This is a genomic window from Crossiella sp. CA198 (assembly GCF_052078295.1).
In the GTDB taxonomy this organism is placed as follows: domain Bacteria; phylum Actinomycetota; class Actinomycetes; order Mycobacteriales; family Pseudonocardiaceae; genus Crossiella.
Genome location: NZ_JBQJIM010000013.1, coordinates 199,357 through 220,389 on the forward strand (window position 1 = coordinate 199,357; position 21,033 = coordinate 220,389).

A 21,033-nucleotide genomic window follows, 5' to 3' on the forward strand; every position below is an offset into this window, starting at 1 on the left:
GATCAGCGGAGAGGGGGCGGTAGGCGTGACCGAGCTGGATTTCCGGGTCCTCGGCCCACTGCAGGTGACCAAGGACGGCCAGCCGCTGCGGATCGGCGCGGCCCAGCACCGGATCCTGCTGGCCTGTCTGCTGCTGAACCCGCGCAGGCCGGTGGCGGCCGAGACCATCGCGGGGCACCTGTGGCCTGCTGACGGCAGGCCGCGCAACCCGCGCGGCGCGGTGCACACCTATGTGCAGCGGCTGCGCGGCCAGCTCGGCGCCGCGGCCATCCGCACCGTCGAGCACGGCTACCTGCTCGACGTGCCGGCCGACGCCGTCGACCTGCACCGCTTCGCCGCGCACCTGCGGCGGGCCGACGAGGTCCAGGACACCGCGGCCGAACACGCCGAACTGACCGCCGCGCTGGCCCAGTGGCGCGGCGAGGCGTTCGCGGACGTGCCCGCGCCGGAGTTCGCCACCCCCGAGACCGCCCGCTGGGCCGGGCTGCGGCTGACCGCGCTGGCCCGGCGGATCCAGCTCGACCTCGACCGCGGCGAGCACACCGCGGTGATCGGCGAACTCCAGCTGCTCACCCGGCAGCACCCGGTGCACGAGGTGTTCTGGAGCCAGCTCATGCTCGCCCTCTACCGCGCCCAGCGCCCGGCCGAGGCGGTGCAGGCCTACGCCACCGCCGCGGCCACCCTGCACACCGAACTCCGGGTGCAGCCGGGGCCGCGGCTGCGCTGGATGCACGAGGCCGTGCTCACCAACGCGCCCGAACTCGCCCCGCCCGCCGCCCCGGCCGTGCTCTGGCGACCGGCCTGCCAGCTGCCCTCCGACATCGGCGACTTCACCGGCCGCCGGGAGGAACTGCGCGCGCTCACCGGCCTGCTGGTGCGGCAGCAGGCGCGGCGGGTGCTGGTCTGCGGGCAGCCCGGCATCGGCAAGACCGCGCTGGCCGTGCGCGCCGGGCACCTGCTGCGTCCGGCCTTCCCGGACGGGCAGCTCTACGTCAACCTGCGCGGCTTCTGCCCCGGCGAGCGCCTCGACCCGGCCCAGGTGCTCGGCCAGTTCCTGCGTGCCCTCGGCGTGCCAGCCGACCAGGTGCCGTACCGGACGGCAGACCGGATCAGCAAGTACCGGGCGCTGCTGGCCGGGCGGCGGGTGCTGGTGCTGCTGGACAACGCGGGCTCGGCCGAACAGCTGCTGCCGCTGCTGCCGGACTCCCCCGGCAGCGCCGGACTGGTCACCAGCCGCAATGCTCTGTCTACTGTGGACACTCCGCGGATCCGGCTGGATCCGTTGGGAGAACAGGATTCCCTCGCCCTCATCGGCGCGATCCTGGGCGGCGAGCACCTGGCAGCGCACCCGGCAGCGGCCACCGAACTGGCCGGGCTGTGCGCCCGGCTGCCCCTGGCCCTGCGCATCGCCGCGGCCAACCTGACCATCCGCGGCGAACCCGACCTGCCCGGCTACGTGCACGAACTGGCCACCGGCAACCGGCTGGCCGCACTGGCCATCGACGGCGACGACGACGCGGCCGTGCACCGCGCCTTCGACCTGTCCTACGGCACGCTCTCCGTTGCCGCGCAACGACTTTTCCGGCTGCTCGGCTTGGTGCCCGGCCCGGACTTCACCGCCGCGCACGCCGCCGCGCTCACCGGATACGAGCTGCCGCGGGCCGAGGAGCTGCTGCAGGCGCTGGCCACCGCGCACCTGGTCCAGGAACACCGCGAGGGCCGCTACCAGTTCCACGACCTGCTCCGGCTCTACACCGGCCAGCAACGCGACCTGGAGGACAGTCCGGAGGAGGTGTCCCAAGCCAGGCAACAGCTTTTCGACTACCTGCTGGACTGCGCGAACTACGGCACCGTGCTGCTCTACGCCGAGGCCCCGCGCAACCGGGCCGTGGTCGGCAAACTCGCCCCCTTCGACGAGCCGGTGGCGGCCAAGCACTGGCTGGACGAGGAACGCGCCACCCTGATCGCCACCGTGCTGGCCACCGAGGACCGCCCGGACGAGCTGTGCGTGGACCTGGCGACCGCGCTGACCAACCACTTCTGGACCAACGGGCACTTCGAGGAGCAGGTGCTCATCTGCGAGACCGGGCTGCGCGCGGCGATCCGGCGCGGGTACGTCATCGGCCAGGCCGATATGCACAACGGGCTCAGCGGGGTGCTCTCGCTGTACGGGCGGGTGGCCGACGCGGTGCGGCACGGCACGCACTCCGTGCTGCGGTACCGGGAGGTCGGCGGGCTCGGCGGGGAAGGGCTGGTGCTGGCCAACATCGCGATGGCCTACGAGGTGGCCTGCCGCTTCCCCAGGGCGATCGCCCGCTACACCAAGGCGATCCGGCTCAGCCGGCAGGCGCGCTACCCGGCAGGCGAGGCCTACGCCAGTCAGGGCCTGCACTCCGCCTACGTCGCGGTCGGCAGGCTGGCCGAGGCCAAGGACCGGATCGAGCACGCCTGCCGGATCATGCGCCGCCACCACGCGCACGAGTCCGAGGCGCAGTGCCTGGTGCAGCTGGCCGACACCCTGGCCGCGCTGGGCGAGTTCACCGAGGCCGAGCAGCGGCTGGCCGAGGCGGCGGCACTGGCCCGGCGCCTGGGCGGATTGCAGGAACGGATGGTGGCCGAAGCGCGTGCCCGGCTCCAGCTGGCCCGCGCCGACCTGCCCGGCGCCCGCGCGCACCTGGACCGGGCGCTGGCCGTGGCGGTGGACAACTCCCGGGACCGGCTGGCGCCGGGCACCCGCACGCTCATCGCCGACATCCACCGCGGGCACCGGGAATGGGCCAGGGCGCACCACCACTACCTGGCCGCCAGGGAACTGGCCAACGCCGCGGGACACCCGGCCTTCCCGGTGCTGATCTCGGTCGGCCTCTCCGCGGTGCACCGCGGTCTGCACGAACCCGCCGAAGCGCTGCCCTACGCGGTGGCGGCCGAGCACATCGCCCGCGCGGGCGGCCTGCGCACCGTGCTCGGCGACGCGCTCACCGAACTGGCCGAGGTCCGCCTCGCCCTTGGCGAGGCGGCGCCCGCGGCCGAACTGGCCGAGGCCGCGCTGGCGGTGCACCGGGACACCGGCCGCCTGCCTGCCGCCGCGACCGCGCTGGAGGTGCTGGGCAACGCCCGATCGGTGCTCGACGGCCCGGCCGCCGCGTGTCCACTGTGGACAGAGGCAGTGGCGCTCTACCGTGAGCTGGGCATGGTCGACCGCACCGGGCTCGCCGCCCGGCTGGCCGCGCAGGGAGCCGCGCCGTGACACTGGAGTTCCGCCTGCTCGGCCCCACCGAGGTCCGGCAGGACGGCACGCCACTGCCCGCCCTGGCAGGCAAGCACCGCACCGTGCTGGCCGCGCTGCTACTGCGTCCAGGGCGGCCGGTGAGCATCGCCGAGCTGACCGGGCAGGTGTGGGAGGAGCCGCCGCGCAACCCGAAGAACGCGCTGCAGACCTACATCCGCCGCCTGCGCGCCGCCCTGCCCGAACCGGTGCTGCGCACTACCGCCACCGGCTACCAGGCCGACGTGCCGGCCGATTCCGTAGACCTGCACCGCTTCCGCACCCTGCTGGCCAAGGCAGGCGGCGAGCCGAGAGCCGAACGGGACACCCTGCGCACCGCGCTGGCGCTCTGGCGCGGCCCCGCGCTCTCCGACGTCTTCTCCCCCGCCCTGCGCCAGGCCGTGGCCGGGGTGGAGGCCGAACACCAGCGCGCCCTGGAACGCCGCATCGACCTGGACCTGGAACTCGGCGAGCACACCGGCCTGATCGTGGAACTGCGCAGGCTCACCACCCAGGACCCGCTGCGCGAACGCCACTGGGCGCAGCTCATGCTCGCCCTGACCAGGGCAGGCCGCCAGGCCGAGGCCCTGCAGACCTACCAGACCGCCCGCGACGTGCTGCACGACCTACTCGGCATCCACCCCGCCGCCGAACTCCGCGCCCTGCACCAGGCCATCCTCACCGAGGCGGTCCCACCGCCGGGCCCACCCCCGCGCCGCGGCCCGCCAATCCACCAACTCCCGTTGGACAGCAACGATTTCGTTGGCCGCGCGGACCTGATCGAGGCCATCACCGACGCGCCGAGAGGCACCACGGTGATCTACGGCCAGCCCGGCGTCGGCAAAACCGCGCTGGCCGTCCACATCGGACACCTGCTCAAGGACCGCTACCCCGACGGCCAGCTCTACATCGACCTGCGCGGCTACTCCCCCGGCGAGAAACCGGCCCCCTTCGCCGCGCTGGCCCGCTTCCTGCGCGCCTTCGGCCTGGCCGAATCCGAGATCCCGCCGACCGAACCCGGCCGGGCCCAGCTCTACCAGTCCCTGCTGGCCGAGCGCCGCTTCCTGGTCCTGCTGGACAACGCCGACGCCGCCGCCACCGTCGCCCCCCTGGTGCCGACGGGCCCGCACTGCCGCACCCTGATCACCAGCCGCGGCATCATCCCCGGCCTGCCCGAATGCCGCCGCATCACCCTGGACGTCCTAAGCCCCACCGAAGCCAGAACCCTGCTCACCCGCACCCTGGGCCGCAGCCTGGTCGAGGCCCACCCCGCCGAGACCACCCGCCTCGCCGACCTCTGCGCCCGCCTCCCCCTGGCCCTGCGCGTGGCCGCGGCCAACATCGCCTGCCTGCCCACCCCCGACCTGCCCGGCTACCTGCATCGCCTGAGCAGCAGCGACCGGCTCGGCGAACTGTCCATCGAGGACGACCAGGACACCGCGGTCCGCCGCGCGTTCGACCTGTCCTACCGGACGTTGTCCACCGCGGCGCGGCGGATGTTCCGGCTGCTGAGCGTGGTGCCAGGCTCAGACCTGGCCGAACCGGAAGCAACCGCGCTCGCCGAAGGACCCGCGACGCCGCTGCTGCGCGAGCTGGCCGACGCGCACCTGGTCGACGAGTACCGGCCCGACCGGTACCGCAGCCACGACCTGCTGCGGATCTACGCCGGTGAGCGGCACCGGGCCGAGGACCCGCCGGCGGAGCAGTCGGCCGCCGAACGACGGCTGCTGGAGCACTGCCTGGGCGTCATCGTCCAGCTGCTCCACTTCCTGTACGGCCCGGCGACCGGCACCGCGCTCGACGACTGGGCGCCCCCGCCTGCCCGCCTCACCCTGTGCACCCCGGCCGAGGGTGTCGCCTGGTTCGAGACCGAGTTCGCGACCCTGCTGGCAATGCACGCCAGGGCGGCCCGGAACGATCCGGCGGGGGCCGCGCTGCTCGGCATCGCGATGCTCAGCCAGCTGTACGTGCACTTCCGGCAGGACGAGCGCGCCCCGATCGCCGAACTGACCGTCCGGGCGGCCGAGGCGGCCGGGAACCGCCGAGCACTGGCGGACGCGCTGGTCGCCTGGAGCGAGGCGCTGCTCTGGCAGGGTGACTACCGCGCCAGCGTGCGGCACGCCGCCGTGGCCAGGACGCACTACGCCGCACTCGGCCTGCTCGTCGGCGAGAGCATCGTGCTGACCCGGATCGGCCACGCCCGCGGCCTCGCCGGTCAGCTGTCCGTCTCCTGCGAGTATTTCGAACGCGCACGAGAGGTGGCGACCCAGGCGGGTTCACGGCTGGCCGAGGCCACCGCGCTGGCCCATCTCGGCGCGGCCTGTCTGCGGCAGGGGCAGCTCGGCTCCGCCGCGGAGGCGATGTCCGCCGCGCACAAGCTGTCGACGGAGATCGGGGCGATCGGCGTGCAGTCGCTCTACCTCACCGACGTCGGCGACCGGGAACTGCACGAGGGGGCGCCGGAGCTGGCTGTACGGAGTCTGTGGCGTGCCCAGGAGCTACGCCGGGAACTCGGGTTCGCCACGCAGGAGACGCTCGGCGCGGGCATGCTCGCCGAGGCCTACGCCGAACTCGGCGACTACCCGAACCTCCGTCGCCAGCTCGACCTGATGCGCGCCGACCCGGACCCGGCCAGGCACCGGATGAACCTTGCCTACTCCCGGTACTGCGCGGGCCTCGCGGAGCACCGGCAGGGCCGATCCCGGCCGGCCATCGAGCACTTCACCGCCACCTTGGACGCCGCGGTGCCCCTGCAGCAGCACAGCGACCAGGCTCGCGCGCTGATCGGACTCGCCCTGACCCACCTGGACCTGGACGAACTCGCCGAGGCCCGGCGGCACGGCACCGAGGCGGTCGCCCTGGCCCGGCGCACCCAGCAGGGGGGCTTCGCGGCCAGGGCCCTGCTGGTGCTGGCCAGGACCGAGGTCAGGCTGGGCGCGTCCGCGGTGGCGGCCGGGCACGCGGCGGCGGCGTTGGCCGCCTTCCGGGGGATGGGGCACGAACGCGGCGAAGCGGAAGCCACGGCCCTGCTCGACGAACTCGGCGCCACTCACCCGTCCAGATAACCCGCCAGCCGCGCCCCCGCCGCGTCCCAGCGCCAGGCCCGCCGCATCCACTCCCGCCCGGCCCGCCCCATCGAGGCCGCCAGCTCCGGATCCAGCAGCAGCCGGGTCACCGACTCCGCCACCGCGCGCACCGAACGCGGGTTGACCACGGTCCCGGTCACCCCGTCCCGCACCGTCTCCGGCGCGCCGCCCGAATCGCCTGCCACCACCGGCAATCCACTCGCCGCCGCCTCCAGGAGCACCAGGCCCAGGCCTTCCACGTCCAGGCCGAAGCCGCGGTTGCGGCAGGGCAGGGCGAAGACGTCGGCGGCGGCGTAGTAGGCGGGGGTCTCGCTGGGTGGGACCTGGCCCGCGAAGATCACGTGTTCGTCCACTGTGGACTGCTGGGCCAGTGCGCGCAGGCGTTTGCGGTACGGGCCCGCGCCGACCAGCAGCAGTTTGGCGCCGGGCACCCTGGCCCTGATCCGGGGCAGGGCGCGGATCAGGGTGTCCTGGCCCTTGCGGGGGGCCAGCCGGGACAGGCACAGCACCACGGGGGCGGCGCCGAGTTTGTGCCGGCGGCGGATCTCCTGGCGGGCAACGGAATCCGGGCGGTAGTAGGTGGCGTCCACGCCGGCGGGCAGGTGTTCCAGGGCGGCCAGCGGGCCGAAGGCGGAGGCGATGGCGGCCCTGGTGTAGCGGCTCACGCAGGTGACCACGTCGGCGGCGGCGCCGATCCGGCGCAGCGCCCAGCGTGCGCCGGGGAACATCGACCAGCCGACCTCGTGCCCGTGACTGCACGCCACCACCCGGCGCGCCCCGGCCGAGCGCAACCGCGCGGCCAGCAGTCCCAGCGGGGCGGCCGCGCCGAACCACACCGAGGTGCAGCCCTCGGCCCGCAGGAGGTCCGCGGCCCTGGCCACCACCTCCGGTTCGGGCAGCAGCACCGGGGAAGCGTGCCGCACCACCGGGAACGGCTGGGCGGCGTCGAACTCGGCGGCCGAGGCCGGCGGCCCGTCCCAGCCGGGCGCGTAGACCACCAGGCGGTCCGCGGGCAGCGCGGTGGCCAGCGAGTGCAGGTACGCCTGGATGCCACCGGGTCGTGGCGGGAAGTCGTTCGTCACCAACAGGGTGCGGCGCACGAGCGGAACCCTAGCCGTATGTCTTGCGCAGGAAATCCCGCCAGCCCGCGACAAGTTTGACCCGGTCCACGCCCAGCACCTCGCGCAGCATCCGGTCCTGTCCCGCGATGTCGGTCTGTCCGGCCCTGGCCAGCCGCCGGTACAGCTCCACCAGGGTGGCCTCGCCGAAGCGTTCGGCGATGTGCGTGCTCAGCGACCAGGACGACTGGTAGGCCACGTCCAGTTTCTGGCCGCCGGAGCGGAAGTCGGCGTCGGCTGGCAGGTCCAGCTGACCGCCCTCGGTGCGGACCCGGCGGGTCAGGTCGGGGGCGGCCTCGGTGGGGGCGATGCCCGAACCGCGGTAGCCCACGTAGTCGGCGAAGCCCTCCAGCAGCCACATCGGCGCGCCGTCCACGGTGGCGCCCCTGGCGGCCACGTGGGTGATCTCGTGCCGCAGCACCACCCGCAGCGCGCTGGCCGAGAGGCGGGTGGCGGTCTTGGGGTTGAACACGATCCGGGCGCCCTCGACCAGTTGCTGCTCGTGGTCCACCCGGTCGGCGAGGGCGACCGCGGCGATGGAGTCCACCGCGAACTCCGAGCCGACCATGGCCTGCAGTTCCCTGGTGGTCTCCGGCAGCACCACGACCACCCGCTGCGACCACTCCCGGCCCCACACCTCGCTGACCGCGCGCACCGCCGCGTCCAGCTCCTTGGCCACCCGCTGGGCCAGTGCCTGGTTGGCCCGGTGGCCCAGCACGATGCCGGAGTTGGTGGTCAGCACCAGGCAGGGGCCGAAGTCCCACGGGCCACGCCAGGTGCGCCTGCCCTGGGCCTCCAGCGCGGAGTCGGAACTCAGGTACCAGCCCTCGCCGTAGCGGGCGAACAGGTAGCCCATCGGCCGGGTGGTGGCCACCGCGTCGCCGCCGCCCAGGGCGTAGCTCAGCTCCACCCTCGGCGCGAACAGCTCCTCGGCGTCGGGGGCGTAGGAGGTGAGGCCGGAGGTGCCCAGGGCCTCGGCGGGTTCGAGGTGGTAGCGCCAGCTGCTCAGCGGCACGCCCGCCAGGTTGACGAACAGGTTGCGCTGGGCGGTGGCGAAGGCCGAATCGGCGTTGGGGTCCAGGGTGGCCAGGAAGGTGGCCTCGTCCCGGCGCAGGATCGCCTCGGCCCGGCGGCGCATCAGCTCGGCCACGGCCGCGGCACGCGGGGCCTCCGCGGTGGTGGCCGGGGCCTCCGGCGGGACCGGGCGGCCCGCCGCGTCCAGCGTGGTGACCTGGGGCTGCGGGTCGACCGCCTCGCGGGCCTGCGGGGTGGCGACCACGGCCAGCCCAGCAAGCAGCACGGCGGCCACCGCGGCGACCAGCCAGCTCCTGTACCGGCCAACCCCGGACACAGCTGCATCCTAGGGCCGGACAGGCCGCGGGGCCGACACCCGATCGGTGACGGCCCCGCGGAAAAACGGACTTACCTGGACGAGTGGCTCAGGAGCCGACCCCGACCCGGCGGACCGCGACGATGCCGCTCTGCAGCGGGGCGATCTTGACCACGTCGCCGGTGGTGGGCGCGTGCACCATCTTGCCGTTGCCGACCGAGATGCCGATGTGGCCCTTGTAGGCCACCAGGTCGCCCGGCTGGATGGCGCTGATCGGCACCGCGGTGCCGATCCGGGCCTGCTGCGAACTGGATCGCGGCAGCTCCATGCCGACCTGCCGGTAGGCCCAGTAGATCAGGCCGGAGCAGTCGAAGGTGTTGGGACCCTCGTCGCCGTAGACATACCGCGAGCCACGCTTGCTCAGCGCCTTCTCCAGCGCCGCGCCCGCGATCCCGCTGTTGCCGGGGATGTTGATGACCGAGTTGTCCTCGGGCCCCTTGAGCTTGTTCCGCTCATCCTGGGTGAGCTTGTCGTACTGCGCCTTCACCTTGGACCGGCGGGTCTCCAGCTCGGCCCGGCGCTTGTCCAGCTCGGTGGTGATCCGCTTGGCCTCGTCAGTGGCCTTCTGCGCGCGGTCCTTGGCCTCCACCGCACGCTTGCCTGCGTCCTCGGCCTGCTTGATGGTGGCGTGCAGCTTGTCGATGGCGTCCTTGTTGTCGCCCGCGAGCATGTCGAGCAACGCCATCTTGTCCAGGAACTCATTCGGCGAACGCGACATCAGCAGCGCGCTGAGCTGGTTCAGCCGCGCGCCCTCGAAGTCGGCGGAGGCCATCTTGTCGACGTCCCCGCGGAGCTGCCGTTCCTGCTCACGGGCCAGGGCGCCGAGCTTGCTGGCTTCCTCGGCCTCCCTGTTGGCCTTCTCCAGGTCGGCGTTCTTCTTGTTGAGGTCGTCCTTGGCCTCGTGCAGGGATTCCGCGACCTTCTCGGTTTCCTTGGACATTTCCTGGAGCTGCTTCATCGCCTCGGAGGCGTTGGCGGGCAGTTCCGGGTCGGCCAGCGCGGGGGTCGTCGGCGCGAGGCCGACGGCTACCACAACCGCTGAGGCCGCGAGGGCCCCGCGCATTGTGCGCTTCAGTCGATGCGACGCCACGTGGCGTACTACTCCTTCGTGCTCGCTACCGCTTACCGGGTTAGCTGACGGGTTCGGGCCCGAAGTCGCCCTACGCGCGGTGCCCAGGTTCAGGCCCGCCCGATTCACCCCAACTGCCTGGGTCCCCGGTTCGGCCCCCGACAAGCCGATTCGGCGGTGTCTCGCGTTGTCGCCCTCGGTTGGACGACGGTCCGCCGCGAGATCTCGGACAGGTTACGAGTAGTGAGGCCCCCAGTCCACCGCCCAGGGCCGGCCGATGTTTGGCCGCGACCCGGCCGCCCGATCGGACTAGTTACCCAGCGACACAACAGCGCTGTGTAATCGCTCACCATATTCGGCGCGACCTGCGGTGTTGGCCTTCCCTAGAGATCAACTGTCAATACCCACCGACACGGTCCGTCCCTGGTTGCAACCTGGTTCACCCCAGAAAAGTGACGAGCGCCACACGCCAACCGCGTATGCGCGGGCTCACACCCGGCCCAGCCTGGCCAGCAACACCGCCGAGGGCACCGGGTGCGCGCCCCGGCGGCGGATCGAATCGGCCACCGCGCGATCGGAGGTCACCACGACCACCGGACGGCCCTCCGGCTCGGCGGTGACCAGGGCCCGGATCACGTCGTCGGCGAGCACGCCAGGGTCGCTGAAGAGCACCCGCACCCCGCGCGGCGCCGAGGCGGGCACCGCGACCACGCCCGCGCCGTCGAAGACCAGGGTGACCTCGGCCCCGGTGCGCGCGGCCAGCACCGCGAGCTGGTGCACCAGCCGGTCCCGCTGCTCGGAGAGGGTCAGCTCGGGATAGCCGGTCTTGGTCACGTTGTAGCCGTCCACCACCAGGTGCACGGTGGGCAGCGCGAGCAGCCGGTCCAGCGCGGCCGGGTCCTCCACCCGGCCGGGCGCGCCGGTGGCCGGGGTGGCCCCGCGCACGGTGTCGGCTGGCCGGGGACCGCTGCCGCCGAGGGCGAGTTCCCTGCGCAGGCCGGTGACCGCGCCGGCCAGGGTGTCCACCAGCAGCCCGAGCCGGACCTCGTCGGCCTGGCGGGCCTCCCTGGCGGACTGCCGGGCCACCTCGGCCTCGGCCAGCGCCCGGCCCGCCTTGAGCCGCTCGGCCTCGGCGCGTTCGCGTTCCTTGTCCCGTTCGGCGGTGATCGCGGCGACCACCGCCTCGGTCTCGCCGTGGCCCTTGGTCAGCGCGGTCCTGGCCGCCTCGGCCTCGTCCTTGGCCTGGCGCAGCTTCACGCCCTGCTCGCGGAGGCGTTTGCGCAGCCGGTCCAGCTCGGCCTCGCCCTCCTGCCGGACCCGCTCGGCCGCGCCCCTGGCTTCGTCGAGTTCGGCGCGCATCCTGGCCAGTTCGGCCTCCAGGCGCTCGATCCGGGACACGCCCGCGTCGCGTTCGGAGCGCAGCTGGGCGTCCACCGAACGCCGGGCGACCAGCTCCACGTGCAGCGGCGCGGCCGGATCGGCCAGCAGCACGGCCGCGGCCGCGGTGGCCACCGGATCGCCGGGGGCCAGTTCCAGGGTGCTGGGCCGGTGTTCCCGGCACCACTGCACCACCGCGTTGCGGAAGACCGCCGAATCCCGCAGCGCGGCCAGCAGCGGACCGGTGCCCAGCTTCGCCCGTTTGGCGGGGGCGAAGCGGGCCACCGGCCGCAGCGGCTGCGGGATGTCGAGCTGGGGCATGGTGCCCAGCGCCTCGGCGGACAGCTCGGCGAGTCGCGCGCGGACGGCCTCGGGCAGGGAGTCGAACTCCAGCTCGGGCTCCGGCGGCGGCGCACCGTCCACAGCGGACGGACCCGGATCGGGTTCCGGCCGGTCGTGGCTGGTCTGCGCGGGCAACGGGAACACCCGGATAAGGTTAGCCGTCGTCAGCGCCGCTGGCGCGCAGCCACCGTCACGCTCGGCGACGCTTGCGTTGCAAGCTGATCACGCCAGGGCCGGGGCCGGGGTCCGCTCGGGCAGCGGAGCCGGGATCTCCGCGGGGATGGCGAAGTACAGCCGCACCAGCTTCTCCGCCAGCGCGGCCAGCACCCTGGTGGGCAGCACCCGCAGCACCGCGCGCACCGGCGCCACGTTCTCCTTGCCCAGCAGCAGCACCTGGTAGACGCCGAGCACGGTGTGCCGGGGCGCCCGGCGGATCCGCGCCACGGCCTCGGCCAACCGCCCTGACAGGAACTCCCGCGCCGTGACCCGGGCCTGGTCCACCCCGTGCATCCGGACCAGCAGCCGCAGCGAATTGAAGCAGTCCTGCGCCACGTCCTCGGCGTAGGACTCGAAGTCGTCGATCATGTCCAGGAAGCCGGCCAGCGGCCGCAGCACGTGGAACAGCTCGTCGTCGGTGGGCACGCCCTTGATGTTGTTGAGCACCCTGGTCAGCCCGTTGACCACCAGCGAGCGGATATCGCAGACCTCGGCGAAGACCTCCTGGGTCAGCTCGAGTTCGCCGAGCATGATCCGGCCTTCCAGGACGTAGTACCGCTCCAGCTCGTCCACCAGGTGCGCCACCCCGTCGTCCCAGGCGGCATAGCCCTTGATCAGCTCGATCATCTCGTGCTTCCACGAGTGGTCGGTGATGGTCGAGCTGCCCATCCGCTGGGCTTGTTCGTATAAGAAGTCACCCTTGTACATCAGGCCGTAGTACTGGACCATCAACGGCCGCACCTTGGCCGCCTCGGCGGCGGTGTAGTGGCCGAACTTGAGGTTGTAACCGTTGAGATAGTCCAGGAACCTGTGCGCCCGCGCGTTCATCTGGTAGCTGATGTAGTGTTCCTGCCAGCAATCCGACATGTCCGATTCCTCCCGTTTTCGCCCCGACCTGCGAATCCAGGATAGAATTCGAAAATCTCACCTCGGCCACGTCGGCGAATTCACATAAACACTGGAAGAAATGCTTGCGGAAACATCGAAATGCAGAGAAATGTCATTTCTCGTCAATCAGCACAGGCAGTTCCGGCCTGCCCAGCTTGTCCTGGCGCGCGATGGTCTTGAGGATCCGCGCCAGCACCGGGCGCGGCAGTTTGCGCAGCACCGGCAGCAGCCAGTCCGGGACCGCCGAGGCGAGCACCAGCAGCATCGTGGGCACACTGACCCGGTCGATCTCCGCACAGGCCCGCTCGACCAGCCGGGAGCGGAACTCCTCCAGCTTCACCCGGCCCCGCTCGGCGCCGAAGATGCGCGCGTACATCCGGATCGTGCTGTAGCTGCCCGCGGCGATGTCCTTGGCGTAGGAGGGCACGTCGTCGGCGATCTCCCACAGCATGTACAGCGGCTTGCTGACCTGGACCATCTCCTCCACCACCCGAGGGTCGGTGCCGAGCAGGTTGAGCATCAGCGGGGTGACCAGCGCGATGTCGGAGGAGCGGATGGAGAGCACCTCGTAGACCGACTCCTCGGTGACCTCGACCTTGCCCAGCAGCAGCTGCCCTTCCAGCTCGAAGTAGCGCTGCAGGTCATCAAGGCGTTCCCGGCCCCGCTGGTCGAGCAGGCCGTAGCTCTCCAGCAGCTCCTCCATGTCCCGCCGCCAGCTCAGGTCGACCTCGAAGGCGCCGTTGAGCTGAGCCTCCTCGTAGGCGAGATCGGCCTGGTAGACCAGGGCCAGGAAGTGGATCACCAGTGGCTCGAACACCTTGGCGGTGTCCTCGGTGACGCCGAGCATGCTCAGCATCGAGTCGTAGCCCTCAAGGAACATCACCCGGCTGGCCTTGAGCGATTCCAGGTAGGAGACCCGGCTGGAGGTCCACGTCCCGGGACCGTCGAGGCCGAGGATGCGCTCGCGTAACTCCTCAGCGGTGGCTGTTGCTTGCACCATGACGAATACCCCAGGTCAGTCGTGGATCGGTAGGTAGGTAAACGCTTGCCCTGACAACGACGTCAGGCGGGGACGACCGCGCTGATCGGCTGCGGCAGCGTGGGCAGCTCCTGCCGCCGGGCCAGCCAGGTGCGCAGCTCGCGGTGCCCGCGCAGGCCGAATCGCCCGCCGCGCAACCGGTTCTCCGCCTCGGTGAGCAGATCCTGGCGCTGCTCGCGCACCCTGGCCCCGGCCTGCTGGGCGCCCGCGATGGCCAGCAGCGCGTGGTAGTGGTTGTACCGGCCCGCCCGCACGTCCTGGGCGTAGTCGGCGAGGTCGCCGTCGAGCTGGGCCAGCCGCACCGCGGCCTCGTAGGCGCCAACGGCGAAGGTGGACAGCGGCCTGCCGCACAGGGTGCTGATGACCTTGACCAGGGCGAGCAGCTCGTCGGCGCGCAGCCGGGCCAGCTCGGTCAGCAGGGACTCGGTCGGCTCGACCAGGCCCGCCCGCAGCGAGGCGGTCAGCGTGTGGGCGTGCTCCAGGTCGTAGAGGCCCTTCTGCACATCGGTGTCATAGACCCCGTAGCTCTTGAAGAAGGTCTCGATCTCCTTCTTCCAGGAGCCGTCCGCGGTCTCCAGGCGGCGGGCCTGGGCGCACAGCGCGAGATAGTGATAGGCCAGCGGCTGGATGAGCCGGATCTCCCCCCGGGAGGCCCCCAGCAGTTCCCAGTACCGCAGCCCGCCGCAGGAGAAGAGCCGGGCGGTCGAGGTCACCTTGTCCCGGTAGCTGACACTGCTCTGTTCCCAGAACTCCGGCGCCGACCGCCCGTACACATTATCCCGGACATTCGTTAACGACTTGTTTCCCCACCTGGACAACTGGCTCCTCCTCGCCACGGACTGGGGGAGAAGCTAGCAGCGTGGGCCGCCGCTGTTGAGGCAGTCAGCGGAACAGGAGGAAACTGTTGTCACCACGGTAACCGCAGAACTGCCGGGGTCTTCGGCTATTTCTATCGAAGATTGGCACCTTCGGGCAACGGCGCGGGCAACGGCGCGGTGGCCAGCTCCCCGGTGCGGCCGAGCGAGGTCAGCAGCGGCAGCAGCACCGCCCTGGGCAGCCTCGCCACCACCGCCGCGGTCAGCTCCAGGCCCAGGTCGGGCAGGCCGGCCAGGAGCAGCTTGCGCAACGCCGGGGTGCTCGCGCCCGGCAGCCTGCCCAGCGCCTGGCGCAGCAGCGCGGACCGGTAGGCGCGCAGCCGGTGCGTGGCCTGGCTGTGGCCGTGGCCCTGGACGAAGAGCCGGAGCAGGTTGAACCGGTCCCAGGCGATGTCCTCCGCGTAGTTCGCGAGGTCGGCGCGCAGGTCCTGCAGCCGCAGCCACGGGTCCAGCAGGGCCAGGTGCTCCTCGTCGACCGGCTGGTCCCGCAGCAGGTAGAGCAGCCGGTTGAGCACCCGGATGTCGGCGATCCGGTCCCTGGTCAGCTCGGTGACGACCTGCTCGTCCACCGCCAGCTCGCCGCGCCGGATCCGGTCCCTGGTGCGCAGGGCCTGACCGAGATCGGCCAGCCCGGCCCTGACCTGCTCATCGAGCAGGCCGTAGCTGTCGGCCAGCGTGGACAGCTCGCCTGCCAGCGACGGGTCGGCCTCGGCCTGGTAGGCCAGCGCGATGTAGTGCCGGACGAACGGGCGGATCACCTCGAACTCGGGCCTGGTGAAGCCGAGCGCGTACCGCGCGCCCCAGTTGTCCCACCGCAGCGCGCGGTTGGCCCGCATGCTGTCCCGGTAGCTGATGTCCAGTCCCTGCCAGGCCGCAGGCGGCTCCGCCGGAACCATCCGCGCCTTGAGCCGCTGCACCGCCGCCTCGGTCACGATCGTTCTCCCCGTCCTCAAGTGTGTGCTGGTGCCCTCGGCGCCGCCGGGTCAGGAGGTGGCGGCGACCAGCGGCCCGGACTCCGCGATCGGCGCGGGCACCGGAATCTTGCGGATCATGTCCATCTCGATCCGCAGCAGCGTCCCGGTCAGCGCGCGCAGCACCCCGGTGGGCAGCAGGCGCAGCAACCCGGCGAGGTTCTCCAGCGGCAGCACCTCGCTGCCGCTGGCCATCCGCACCAGGGTGTCCCGGCTCGCGGTGCGGATGCCGCCGAGCAGGTCGGCGATCGCCTTGTCCTGCAACGCGCGCAGCCCGGCGACCGCGCCGCCTGCCCCGTGCCGCCACACCATCAGGCGCAGGGTGTTGAAGCTGTTGGCCGCCACGTCCTCGGCGTAGGACTTGAGGTCGTCGTCGATCTCACCGAGCAGCCACAGCGAACGCAACAGAGCCTCGTAGTCCGGCGCGCAGCGCTCGCCACGAGCCCGGAACACCACGCCCAGCAGGCTGAAGAAGTCGCTGGAGCGGATCCGCAGGACGTCCTGGAGCACCTCGTCGGTCAGCTCGACCTCGCCGAGCAGGATCTGCCCTTCCAGGATGTAGTAGCGCTCCAGCTCGTCGATCTCCTTGCCGATCGAGGGCTGGTAGAGGCCGTGGCCCTCGGCGAGGTCGCGCATCCGCTGCTTCCAGCCGCCTTCGGCGCTGGACCGGCCACTGGCCTGGGCGTCCTCGTAGATCTCATCACCCTGGTAGACCAGCGCGAGCCACTGCACGACCAGCGGCTGCAGCAGGTCGTACTCGGCCCGGCTGCACCCCAGCAGGCGGCGGTAGATGTCCCCGCCCTTGAACTTCAGCACCGAGGTGCCCTTGAGGGTGGCCGCGTACGGCACGCCGGACTGGCGCCAGGTGGCGTGCTTGGGCTGGTTGTAGATCGTCGCCCGGATGCGCTCCAGGGACTGCCGCTCACGACGAGAGGGCACGGTCTTCCTTCCGCTGGTCCAGTTCGGCGATCGGCTGTGCGATCGGCTTCGAGTTCTCCTGCGCGCCGAATCCCTCGAACTTGAAGACCGAGGTGGCCGCCCTGGCCAGCACCGGGCGTGGCAGCAGGCCGAGCAGCTCCGGCAGGTTCAGGTTCACCAGCGGGGTGCTGGTCAGGTAGCGCACCAGCGCGGGCTTGCCCGCCTTGCCGAACTGCGCCAGGCCCTTGGCGGCGATCCGGTTCCGCAGCTCCAGGAGCCGCCTGCCCGCCTGGTCGGCGCCGTGCAGCCGGGAGGTAGAGGCGCAGGGTCTTGTGGCTGTCCCCGGCGCCGCCACGCTGGTGGGAGCCGAGGTCCTGGTCGAGGTCGAACAGCGCCGTGGAGGTCTTGACCAGCTGGTAGAACTCCTCATCCGGGGTGCGGCCCTTGAGCCGGTCGATCACCCGGACCATCACGTGCAGGTCCGAGGAGCGCAGGAACGCGATCTCCTCCAGGACGGCCTCGGTCAGCGGCAGCTCGCCGAGCAGGACCTGGCCTTCCAGCACGTGGTAGCGCTCAAGGTCGTCCAGCGTGGCCTGGATGCGGCTGTCGTAGACGTTGTGGTTCTTGAGCAGGTCCTGCAGGCGGATCTTCCAGCTGTGGTCGGTGATCCGGCTGGCCCCCTCGGCCCTGGCCGCCGCGTAGCCGCGCTCGCCCTGGAAGACCAGGGAGTGGAAGTGCAGCACCAGTGGTTCGACCAGCCTGGCCTCGGCCGGGGTGCAGCCGATGGTGTGCCAGTAGGCGCCAGCGGTCTTGTCCAGGATCTCCATCTCGGCGCGCAGGTTCTCCGCGTAGGAGATGCGGTTGTCCTGCCAGCTCTCGGGCCGTTCGCCCGCGGCCAGGGTGCGGCTTATCCGCGCCAGTGCCTGCTTGTCGCGCGTGCCCACTACCCAGACCTCCGGATCATCCCACCACGGCCAACGTGCCGGAACATAACAATGGATCTTGAACGGACACCAGGAAGAGAAGTTGACCCGGGCACTGGTTCTGCCGCCGGAACTGTCGGTGCCCTGACCTACCTTCAAGACGATGAATCAGGACCGCCCGAGGGCCATCCCAGTGCAGCTCAGCCTCGAGCAGTTGGGCACCCCACTGCACGAGGTGACCTTCGTCGTCCTGGACCTGGAGACCACCGGCGGGCGACCGGGCACGGACATGATCACCGAGTTCGGCGCGGTGAAGGTCCGCGGCGGTGAGCTGCTCGGCGAGTTCGGCACCCTGGTCGACCCGGAGCGCGGCATCCCGCCGGAGGTGGTCGCGCTGACCGGCATCACCGAGGTCATGGTGCGGGACGCGCCGAAACTGGCCGAGGTGCTGCCCGCGTTCCTGGAGTTCGCCACCGGAGACGCCAACACGGTGCTGGTGGCGCACAACGCGCCCTTCGACATCGGGTTCCTCAAAGCGGCCAGCGCCCAGCTCGGCTACGAATGGCCGAAATTACAGGTGCTGTGCACGGTCCGGCTGGCCCGCCGGGTGCTCTCCCGCGAGGAGGCCCCCAGCTGCCGGCTCTCCGCGCTGGCCGCGCTCTTCGGCGCCGCGGTCACCCCCAACCACCGGGCCCTGGACGATGCCAAGGCCACCGTGGACGTGCTGCACGCGCTGCTGGAGCGGGTCGGTCCGCTGGGCGTGCACTCGCTGGAGGAACTGCTCGGCTACCTGCCCGAGGTGACCGCGGCCCAGCGCGGCAAACGCGGCCTGGCCAGCGGCCTGCCCGAGCGGCCCGGCGTGTACCTGTTCCGTGGCCCCAGCGAGGAGGTGCTCTACGTCGGCACCGCCACCAACCTGCGCCGCCGCGTCGGCCAGTACTTCACCGCGGGCGAGACCAGGGCCAGGGTCCGGGACATGGTCGCCTTCGCCGTCCGCGTCGACCACGTCGAATGCGCCCACCCGCTGGAGGCCGCGGTCCGCGAACTCCGCCTGCTCGCCGCGCACCGCCCCCGGTACAACCGCCGCTCCACCCAGCCGCACCGGGCCTGGTGGATCACCCTCACCGACGAGCCCTTCCCGCGCCTGTCCGTGGTCACCACCCCCCGCGAGGGCGCCCTGGGCCCCTTCACCAGCCGCGGCACCGCCACCCTGGCCGTGGAAGCCATCCACGAGGCCATCCCGCTCCGCCAGTGCAACCAGCGCATCCCCGCCCGCAACCCCCAGGGCCGCCCCTGCATCCTGGCCGAACTCGACCGCTGCGCCGCCCCCTGCGCGGGCCACCAGTCCCCCGAGGACTACGCCCCCGCCGTACACGCCATGCACGCCCTGGTCGCCGGCCACGACGACGACCCCGTCCGCCTGCTCCTGGACCAGCTGGGCGCCTTCGCCACCACCGAACGCTTCGAGCAGGCCGGCCTGCACCGCGACCGGATCGCCGGCCTGCTCAAGGGCCTGGACCGGGGCCAGCGGCTGACCGCACTGGCGGCGATCCCGGAGTTCATCGCGGCCCGCCCGGACGGCGCAGGCGGCTGGCTGTTCGCGATCGTCCGGCACGGCCGGCTGGCCTCCGCGGGCGGCGCCCGCCGCGGAGTGGCGCCGATGCCGGTGGTGGAGGCCCTGGTACTGGGCGCGGAGACGGTGCTGCCGGGAGCGGGCCCGCTGTTCGGGGCGCCTGCGGAGGAGGTCCGGGTGATCCTGCGCTGGGTGGAGCAGCCGGGGACGCGGCTGGTGCGGGCGGCGGAGCCGTGGCGCTCACCGGCCAGGGGGGCGGCCCGGTGGCGGGCGTGGCTGGAGCGGGCGGAGGCGGGGCGGCAGGGGTACGCGGGGGCGGATTAGCCCACGTACTGGACCCGCCAGACCACCACGCGCACCACCGAGCCGTGCACGGTGTACTCGATCACCCCGTGCGGCCCCAGGTCGCCGATCCACCGGTCGAGCTTCGGGAAGTAGGAGCCCTCAGCCTCCGGGCTCACCGCGAGCCGGCGCCGTTTCGCCTCGAACGCGGCTTTACCCGCGGGCGGCAACCCGGTGTAAGTCCGCTCGGCCAGATCGGCGAGCAGGACCTCGTACCTCATCGCCGCGCCTCGTCCTCGTCGAGCACCGGCGCGGCGCGCAGGGTGGAGAAATCCTCCCCGCTCTCCTGGAACCGCCGGAACTCCTCGTCCACCCGCGGATCGGGATTGGCCGTCACCGCCGCGACCGGCCACCAGCGATGCACCACCGCCTCCGCCGGGGCCAGGTCGAAGTCCTCCGCCGCCCCGGCCAGGGCCGCGCGGAACTCCGTCTCGAACATCGCCCGGGTCTCCCCGTCCAGCGCCGCCCACACCGCCGGTCCGGTCTTGGCCACGTGCACCCAGTCCGGGTCCCCGGCTCCCTGCTCCATCGCCCGCTCCCCTGCCTGTCCCAGTGTCTCCACCCTGTAGCCCACTGTCCCCACCCGCTGTCCCTGTCCCCGCCCTGCCCGTCCTCCCCCAGTCTCCCCCTTGCCAACGGGTCAACCCAGCCCCCGCCACCCGATCGGGTCCGGCCACCCCGCGCGGTGCAAAACCCGCTGGCTACGATCGGTCCACCACCTCAGCGCCCAAGGAGCACACCGTGATCAAGGCCATCGTGCTGATCCAGTCCGACGCCGCGAGCATCCCGGAGGCCGCGCAGACCATCGCCGACTTCGAGGGTGTGCTGGAGGTCTACTCCTGTGCCGGTGACGTGGACCTGATCGCGGTGGTCCAGGTGTCCCGGCACGAGGATCTGGCGGAGCTGGTGCCCGGGCGGATCGGCAAGGTGGCCGGGGTGCTCAACACGGACACGCACATCGCGTTCCGCTCCTACTCCAAGGCCGACACCGAGGCCGCGTTCAACATCGGCGTCGACTAGGCCCCGCCTGACTAGGCCCCGCTCGGCTGGTCCGTCTTCGCCGCGCCCAGCTGCTCGGTCGTGTTTGCCCCGTCCAGGGACTCGCGGATGATGTCGGCGTGACCGGCGTGCTGCGCGGTCTCCCGGAACAGGTGCAGCAGGATCTGGCGGGCCGACCAGTACTGGGGTTCCGGCGGGGAGTACGGGGTCTGCGGCAGCAGGACCATGGTGTCCAGGTCGACGGTGGCGAAGGCCGTGTCGGTGATCTTGGCGGCGGCCAGGTACTCCGCGCGCAGTTCATCCAGGGTGCGGTCGGTGGGCATCTGGTACTGCTCCATGTCGAACATGCCCTCGGGCAGTGAGCCGTCCGCGGTCATGAGGATCCGGGTCAGCACGCGTTCGCCCATGCTCAGGTGGCGGAGCAGGCCGCCGAGGGTCAACTCGCTCACCGTGGTGCGGGTGCCCGCCTGTTCGTCGGTCAGGTCGCGCAGGGTGATCAGCAGGGTTTCGCGGGCTTCGGCCAGCATGGCCAGGGTCTGGGTGCGCTCGTTCGTCATGAACAAGACGGTATTGGGCCAAGCGGACAGCTCGTGTCCTAGTTCGCCGCGGGTGGACAAGAATTAGGACAACAAAAAAACGCGG

General features: G+C 71.9%; 17 protein-coding genes and 1 riboswitch. Of the genes, 4 read left to right on the plus strand and 13 right to left on the minus strand.

Annotation, left to right across the window (positions count from 1 at the left end; translation table 11 throughout):
- Positions 1-25 precede the first annotated feature (25 nt).
- Both ACTOWY_RS22815 and ACTOWY_RS22820 read left to right on the plus strand, forming a co-directional pair.
- A complete protein-coding gene (locus ACTOWY_RS22815; RefSeq protein WP_441311689.1) occupies positions 26-3,247 on the plus strand; it encodes a BTAD domain-containing putative transcriptional regulator in 3,222 nt (1,073 codons plus the stop codon).
- Positions 3,244-6,330: a BTAD domain-containing putative transcriptional regulator gene (locus ACTOWY_RS22820; protein ID WP_441311690.1), complete on the plus strand. Its 3,087-nt coding sequence runs from the start codon at positions 3,244-3,246 to the stop codon at positions 6,328-6,330. Before ACTOWY_RS22815 ends, ACTOWY_RS22820 begins: the two co-directional genes overlap by 4 nt.
- On the opposite strand, the gene ACTOWY_RS22825 is transcribed toward ACTOWY_RS22820, so the two are convergent.
- The 10 genes from ACTOWY_RS22825 to ACTOWY_RS22870 form a co-directional block, all read right to left on the minus strand.
- Positions 6,315-7,451, minus strand: coding sequence for a glycosyltransferase family 4 protein (locus tag ACTOWY_RS22825; RefSeq protein ID WP_441311691.1), 1,137 nt, complete (start codon positions 7,449-7,451; stop codon positions 6,315-6,317). The two genes, ACTOWY_RS22820 and ACTOWY_RS22825, sit on opposite strands and share 16 nt — an antisense overlap.
- A gap of 10 nt (positions 7,452-7,461) precedes the next feature.
- The gene (locus tag ACTOWY_RS22830; RefSeq protein ID WP_441311692.1) at positions 7,462-8,820 is read right to left on the minus strand and encodes a basic secretory protein-like protein; all 1,359 of its coding nucleotides are present in this window, start codon (positions 8,818-8,820) and stop codon (positions 7,462-7,464) included.
- Between the two features lie 88 nt (positions 8,821-8,908).
- Positions 8,909-9,949, minus strand: a complete 1,041-nt coding sequence (locus ACTOWY_RS22835) for an NlpC/P60 family protein (RefSeq protein WP_441311693.1) — start codon at positions 9,947-9,949, stop codon at positions 8,909-8,911.
- Positions 9,950-9,963: 14 nt separating this feature from the next.
- Positions 9,964-10,115: riboswitch (cyclic di-AMP (ydaO/yuaA leader) on the minus strand.
- A 302-nt stretch (positions 10,116-10,417) separates the two neighbouring features.
- Complete coding sequence (locus tag ACTOWY_RS22840) at positions 10,418-11,791, minus strand: NYN domain-containing protein (protein WP_441311694.1); 1,374 nt, start codon at positions 11,789-11,791, stop codon at positions 10,418-10,420.
- 78 nt (positions 11,792-11,869) lie between these two features.
- The gene (locus tag ACTOWY_RS22845; RefSeq protein WP_441311695.1) at positions 11,870-12,730 is read right to left on the minus strand and encodes a hypothetical protein; all 861 of its coding nucleotides are present in this window, start codon (positions 12,728-12,730) and stop codon (positions 11,870-11,872) included.
- Positions 12,731-12,863: 133 nt separating this feature from the next.
- Positions 12,864-13,751, minus strand: coding sequence for a hypothetical protein (locus tag ACTOWY_RS22850; RefSeq protein ID WP_441311696.1), 888 nt, complete (start codon positions 13,749-13,751; stop codon positions 12,864-12,866).
- A gap of 62 nt (positions 13,752-13,813) precedes the next feature.
- Positions 13,814-14,563 carry a hypothetical protein gene (locus ACTOWY_RS22855; RefSeq protein ID WP_441311697.1) on the minus strand — a complete coding sequence of 250 codons (750 nt, stop codon included), beginning with the start codon at positions 14,561-14,563 and terminating at the stop codon, positions 13,814-13,816.
- A gap of 176 nt (positions 14,564-14,739) precedes the next feature.
- On the minus strand, positions 14,740-15,597 hold the full coding sequence (locus ACTOWY_RS22860; RefSeq protein ID WP_441311698.1) for a hypothetical protein: 858 nt from the start codon (positions 15,595-15,597) through the stop codon (positions 14,740-14,742).
- 51 nt (positions 15,598-15,648) lie between these two features.
- Entirely contained in the window at positions 15,649-16,575 is a 927-nt protein-coding gene (locus ACTOWY_RS22865) for a hypothetical protein (RefSeq protein WP_441311699.1), read from the minus strand.
- Positions 16,559-16,909, minus strand: coding sequence for a hypothetical protein (locus ACTOWY_RS22870; protein ID WP_441311700.1), 351 nt, complete (start codon positions 16,907-16,909; stop codon positions 16,559-16,561). Before ACTOWY_RS22870 ends, ACTOWY_RS22865 begins: the two co-directional genes overlap by 17 nt.
- 731 nt (positions 16,910-17,640) lie before the next feature.
- Between ACTOWY_RS22870 and ACTOWY_RS22875 the strand changes: the two genes are divergently transcribed.
- On the plus strand, positions 17,641-19,374 hold the full coding sequence (locus ACTOWY_RS22875) for a DEDD exonuclease domain-containing protein (RefSeq protein ID WP_441311701.1): 1,734 nt from the start codon (positions 17,641-17,643) through the stop codon (positions 19,372-19,374).
- Here ACTOWY_RS22875 and ACTOWY_RS22880 read toward each other — a convergent pair.
- Both ACTOWY_RS22880 and ACTOWY_RS22885 read right to left on the minus strand, forming a co-directional pair.
- Positions 19,371-19,613, minus strand: a complete 243-nt coding sequence (locus ACTOWY_RS22880; RefSeq protein WP_441311702.1) for a hypothetical protein — start codon at positions 19,611-19,613, stop codon at positions 19,371-19,373. The two genes, ACTOWY_RS22875 and ACTOWY_RS22880, sit on opposite strands and share 4 nt — an antisense overlap.
- Entirely contained in the window at positions 19,610-19,921 is a 312-nt protein-coding gene (locus tag ACTOWY_RS22885; RefSeq protein WP_441311703.1) for a DUF6247 family protein, read from the minus strand. Before ACTOWY_RS22885 ends, ACTOWY_RS22880 begins: the two co-directional genes overlap by 4 nt.
- 212 nt (positions 19,922-20,133) lie before the next feature.
- On the opposite strand from ACTOWY_RS22885, the gene ACTOWY_RS22890 reads away from it, so the two are divergent.
- Positions 20,134-20,412 carry an Lrp/AsnC family transcriptional regulator gene (locus ACTOWY_RS22890; RefSeq protein ID WP_185002464.1) on the plus strand — a complete coding sequence of 93 codons (279 nt, stop codon included), beginning with the start codon at positions 20,134-20,136 and terminating at the stop codon, positions 20,410-20,412.
- An 11-nt stretch (positions 20,413-20,423) separates the two neighbouring features.
- Here the strand turns inward: ACTOWY_RS22890 and ACTOWY_RS22895 are convergent, their stop codons facing one another.
- Positions 20,424-20,948, minus strand: a complete 525-nt coding sequence (locus ACTOWY_RS22895) for a DinB family protein (RefSeq protein WP_441311704.1) — start codon at positions 20,946-20,948, stop codon at positions 20,424-20,426.
- Between the last annotated feature and the right edge of the window lie 85 nt (positions 20,949-21,033).

Coding starts and splice junctions, on each gene's coding strand:
- ACTOWY_RS22845 (WP_441311695.1), bottom strand. CDS start 12,730: ATGTCGGATTGCTGGCAGGAACACTACATCAGCTACCAGATGAACGCG.
- ACTOWY_RS22850 (WP_441311696.1), bottom strand. CDS start 13,751: ATGGTGCAAGCAACAGCCACCGCTGAGGAGTTACGCGAGCGCATCCTC.
- ACTOWY_RS22875 (WP_441311701.1), top strand. CDS start 17,641: ATGAATCAGGACCGCCCGAGGGCCATCCCAGTGCAGCTCAGCCTCGAG.
- ACTOWY_RS22880 (WP_441311702.1), bottom strand. CDS start 19,613: ATGAGGTACGAGGTCCTGCTCGCCGATCTGGCCGAGCGGACTTACACC.
- ACTOWY_RS22885 (WP_441311703.1), bottom strand. CDS start 19,921: ATGGAGCAGGGAGCCGGGGACCCGGACTGGGTGCACGTGGCCAAGACC.
- ACTOWY_RS22895 (WP_441311704.1), bottom strand. CDS start 20,948: ATGACGAACGAGCGCACCCAGACCCTGGCCATGCTGGCCGAAGCCCGC.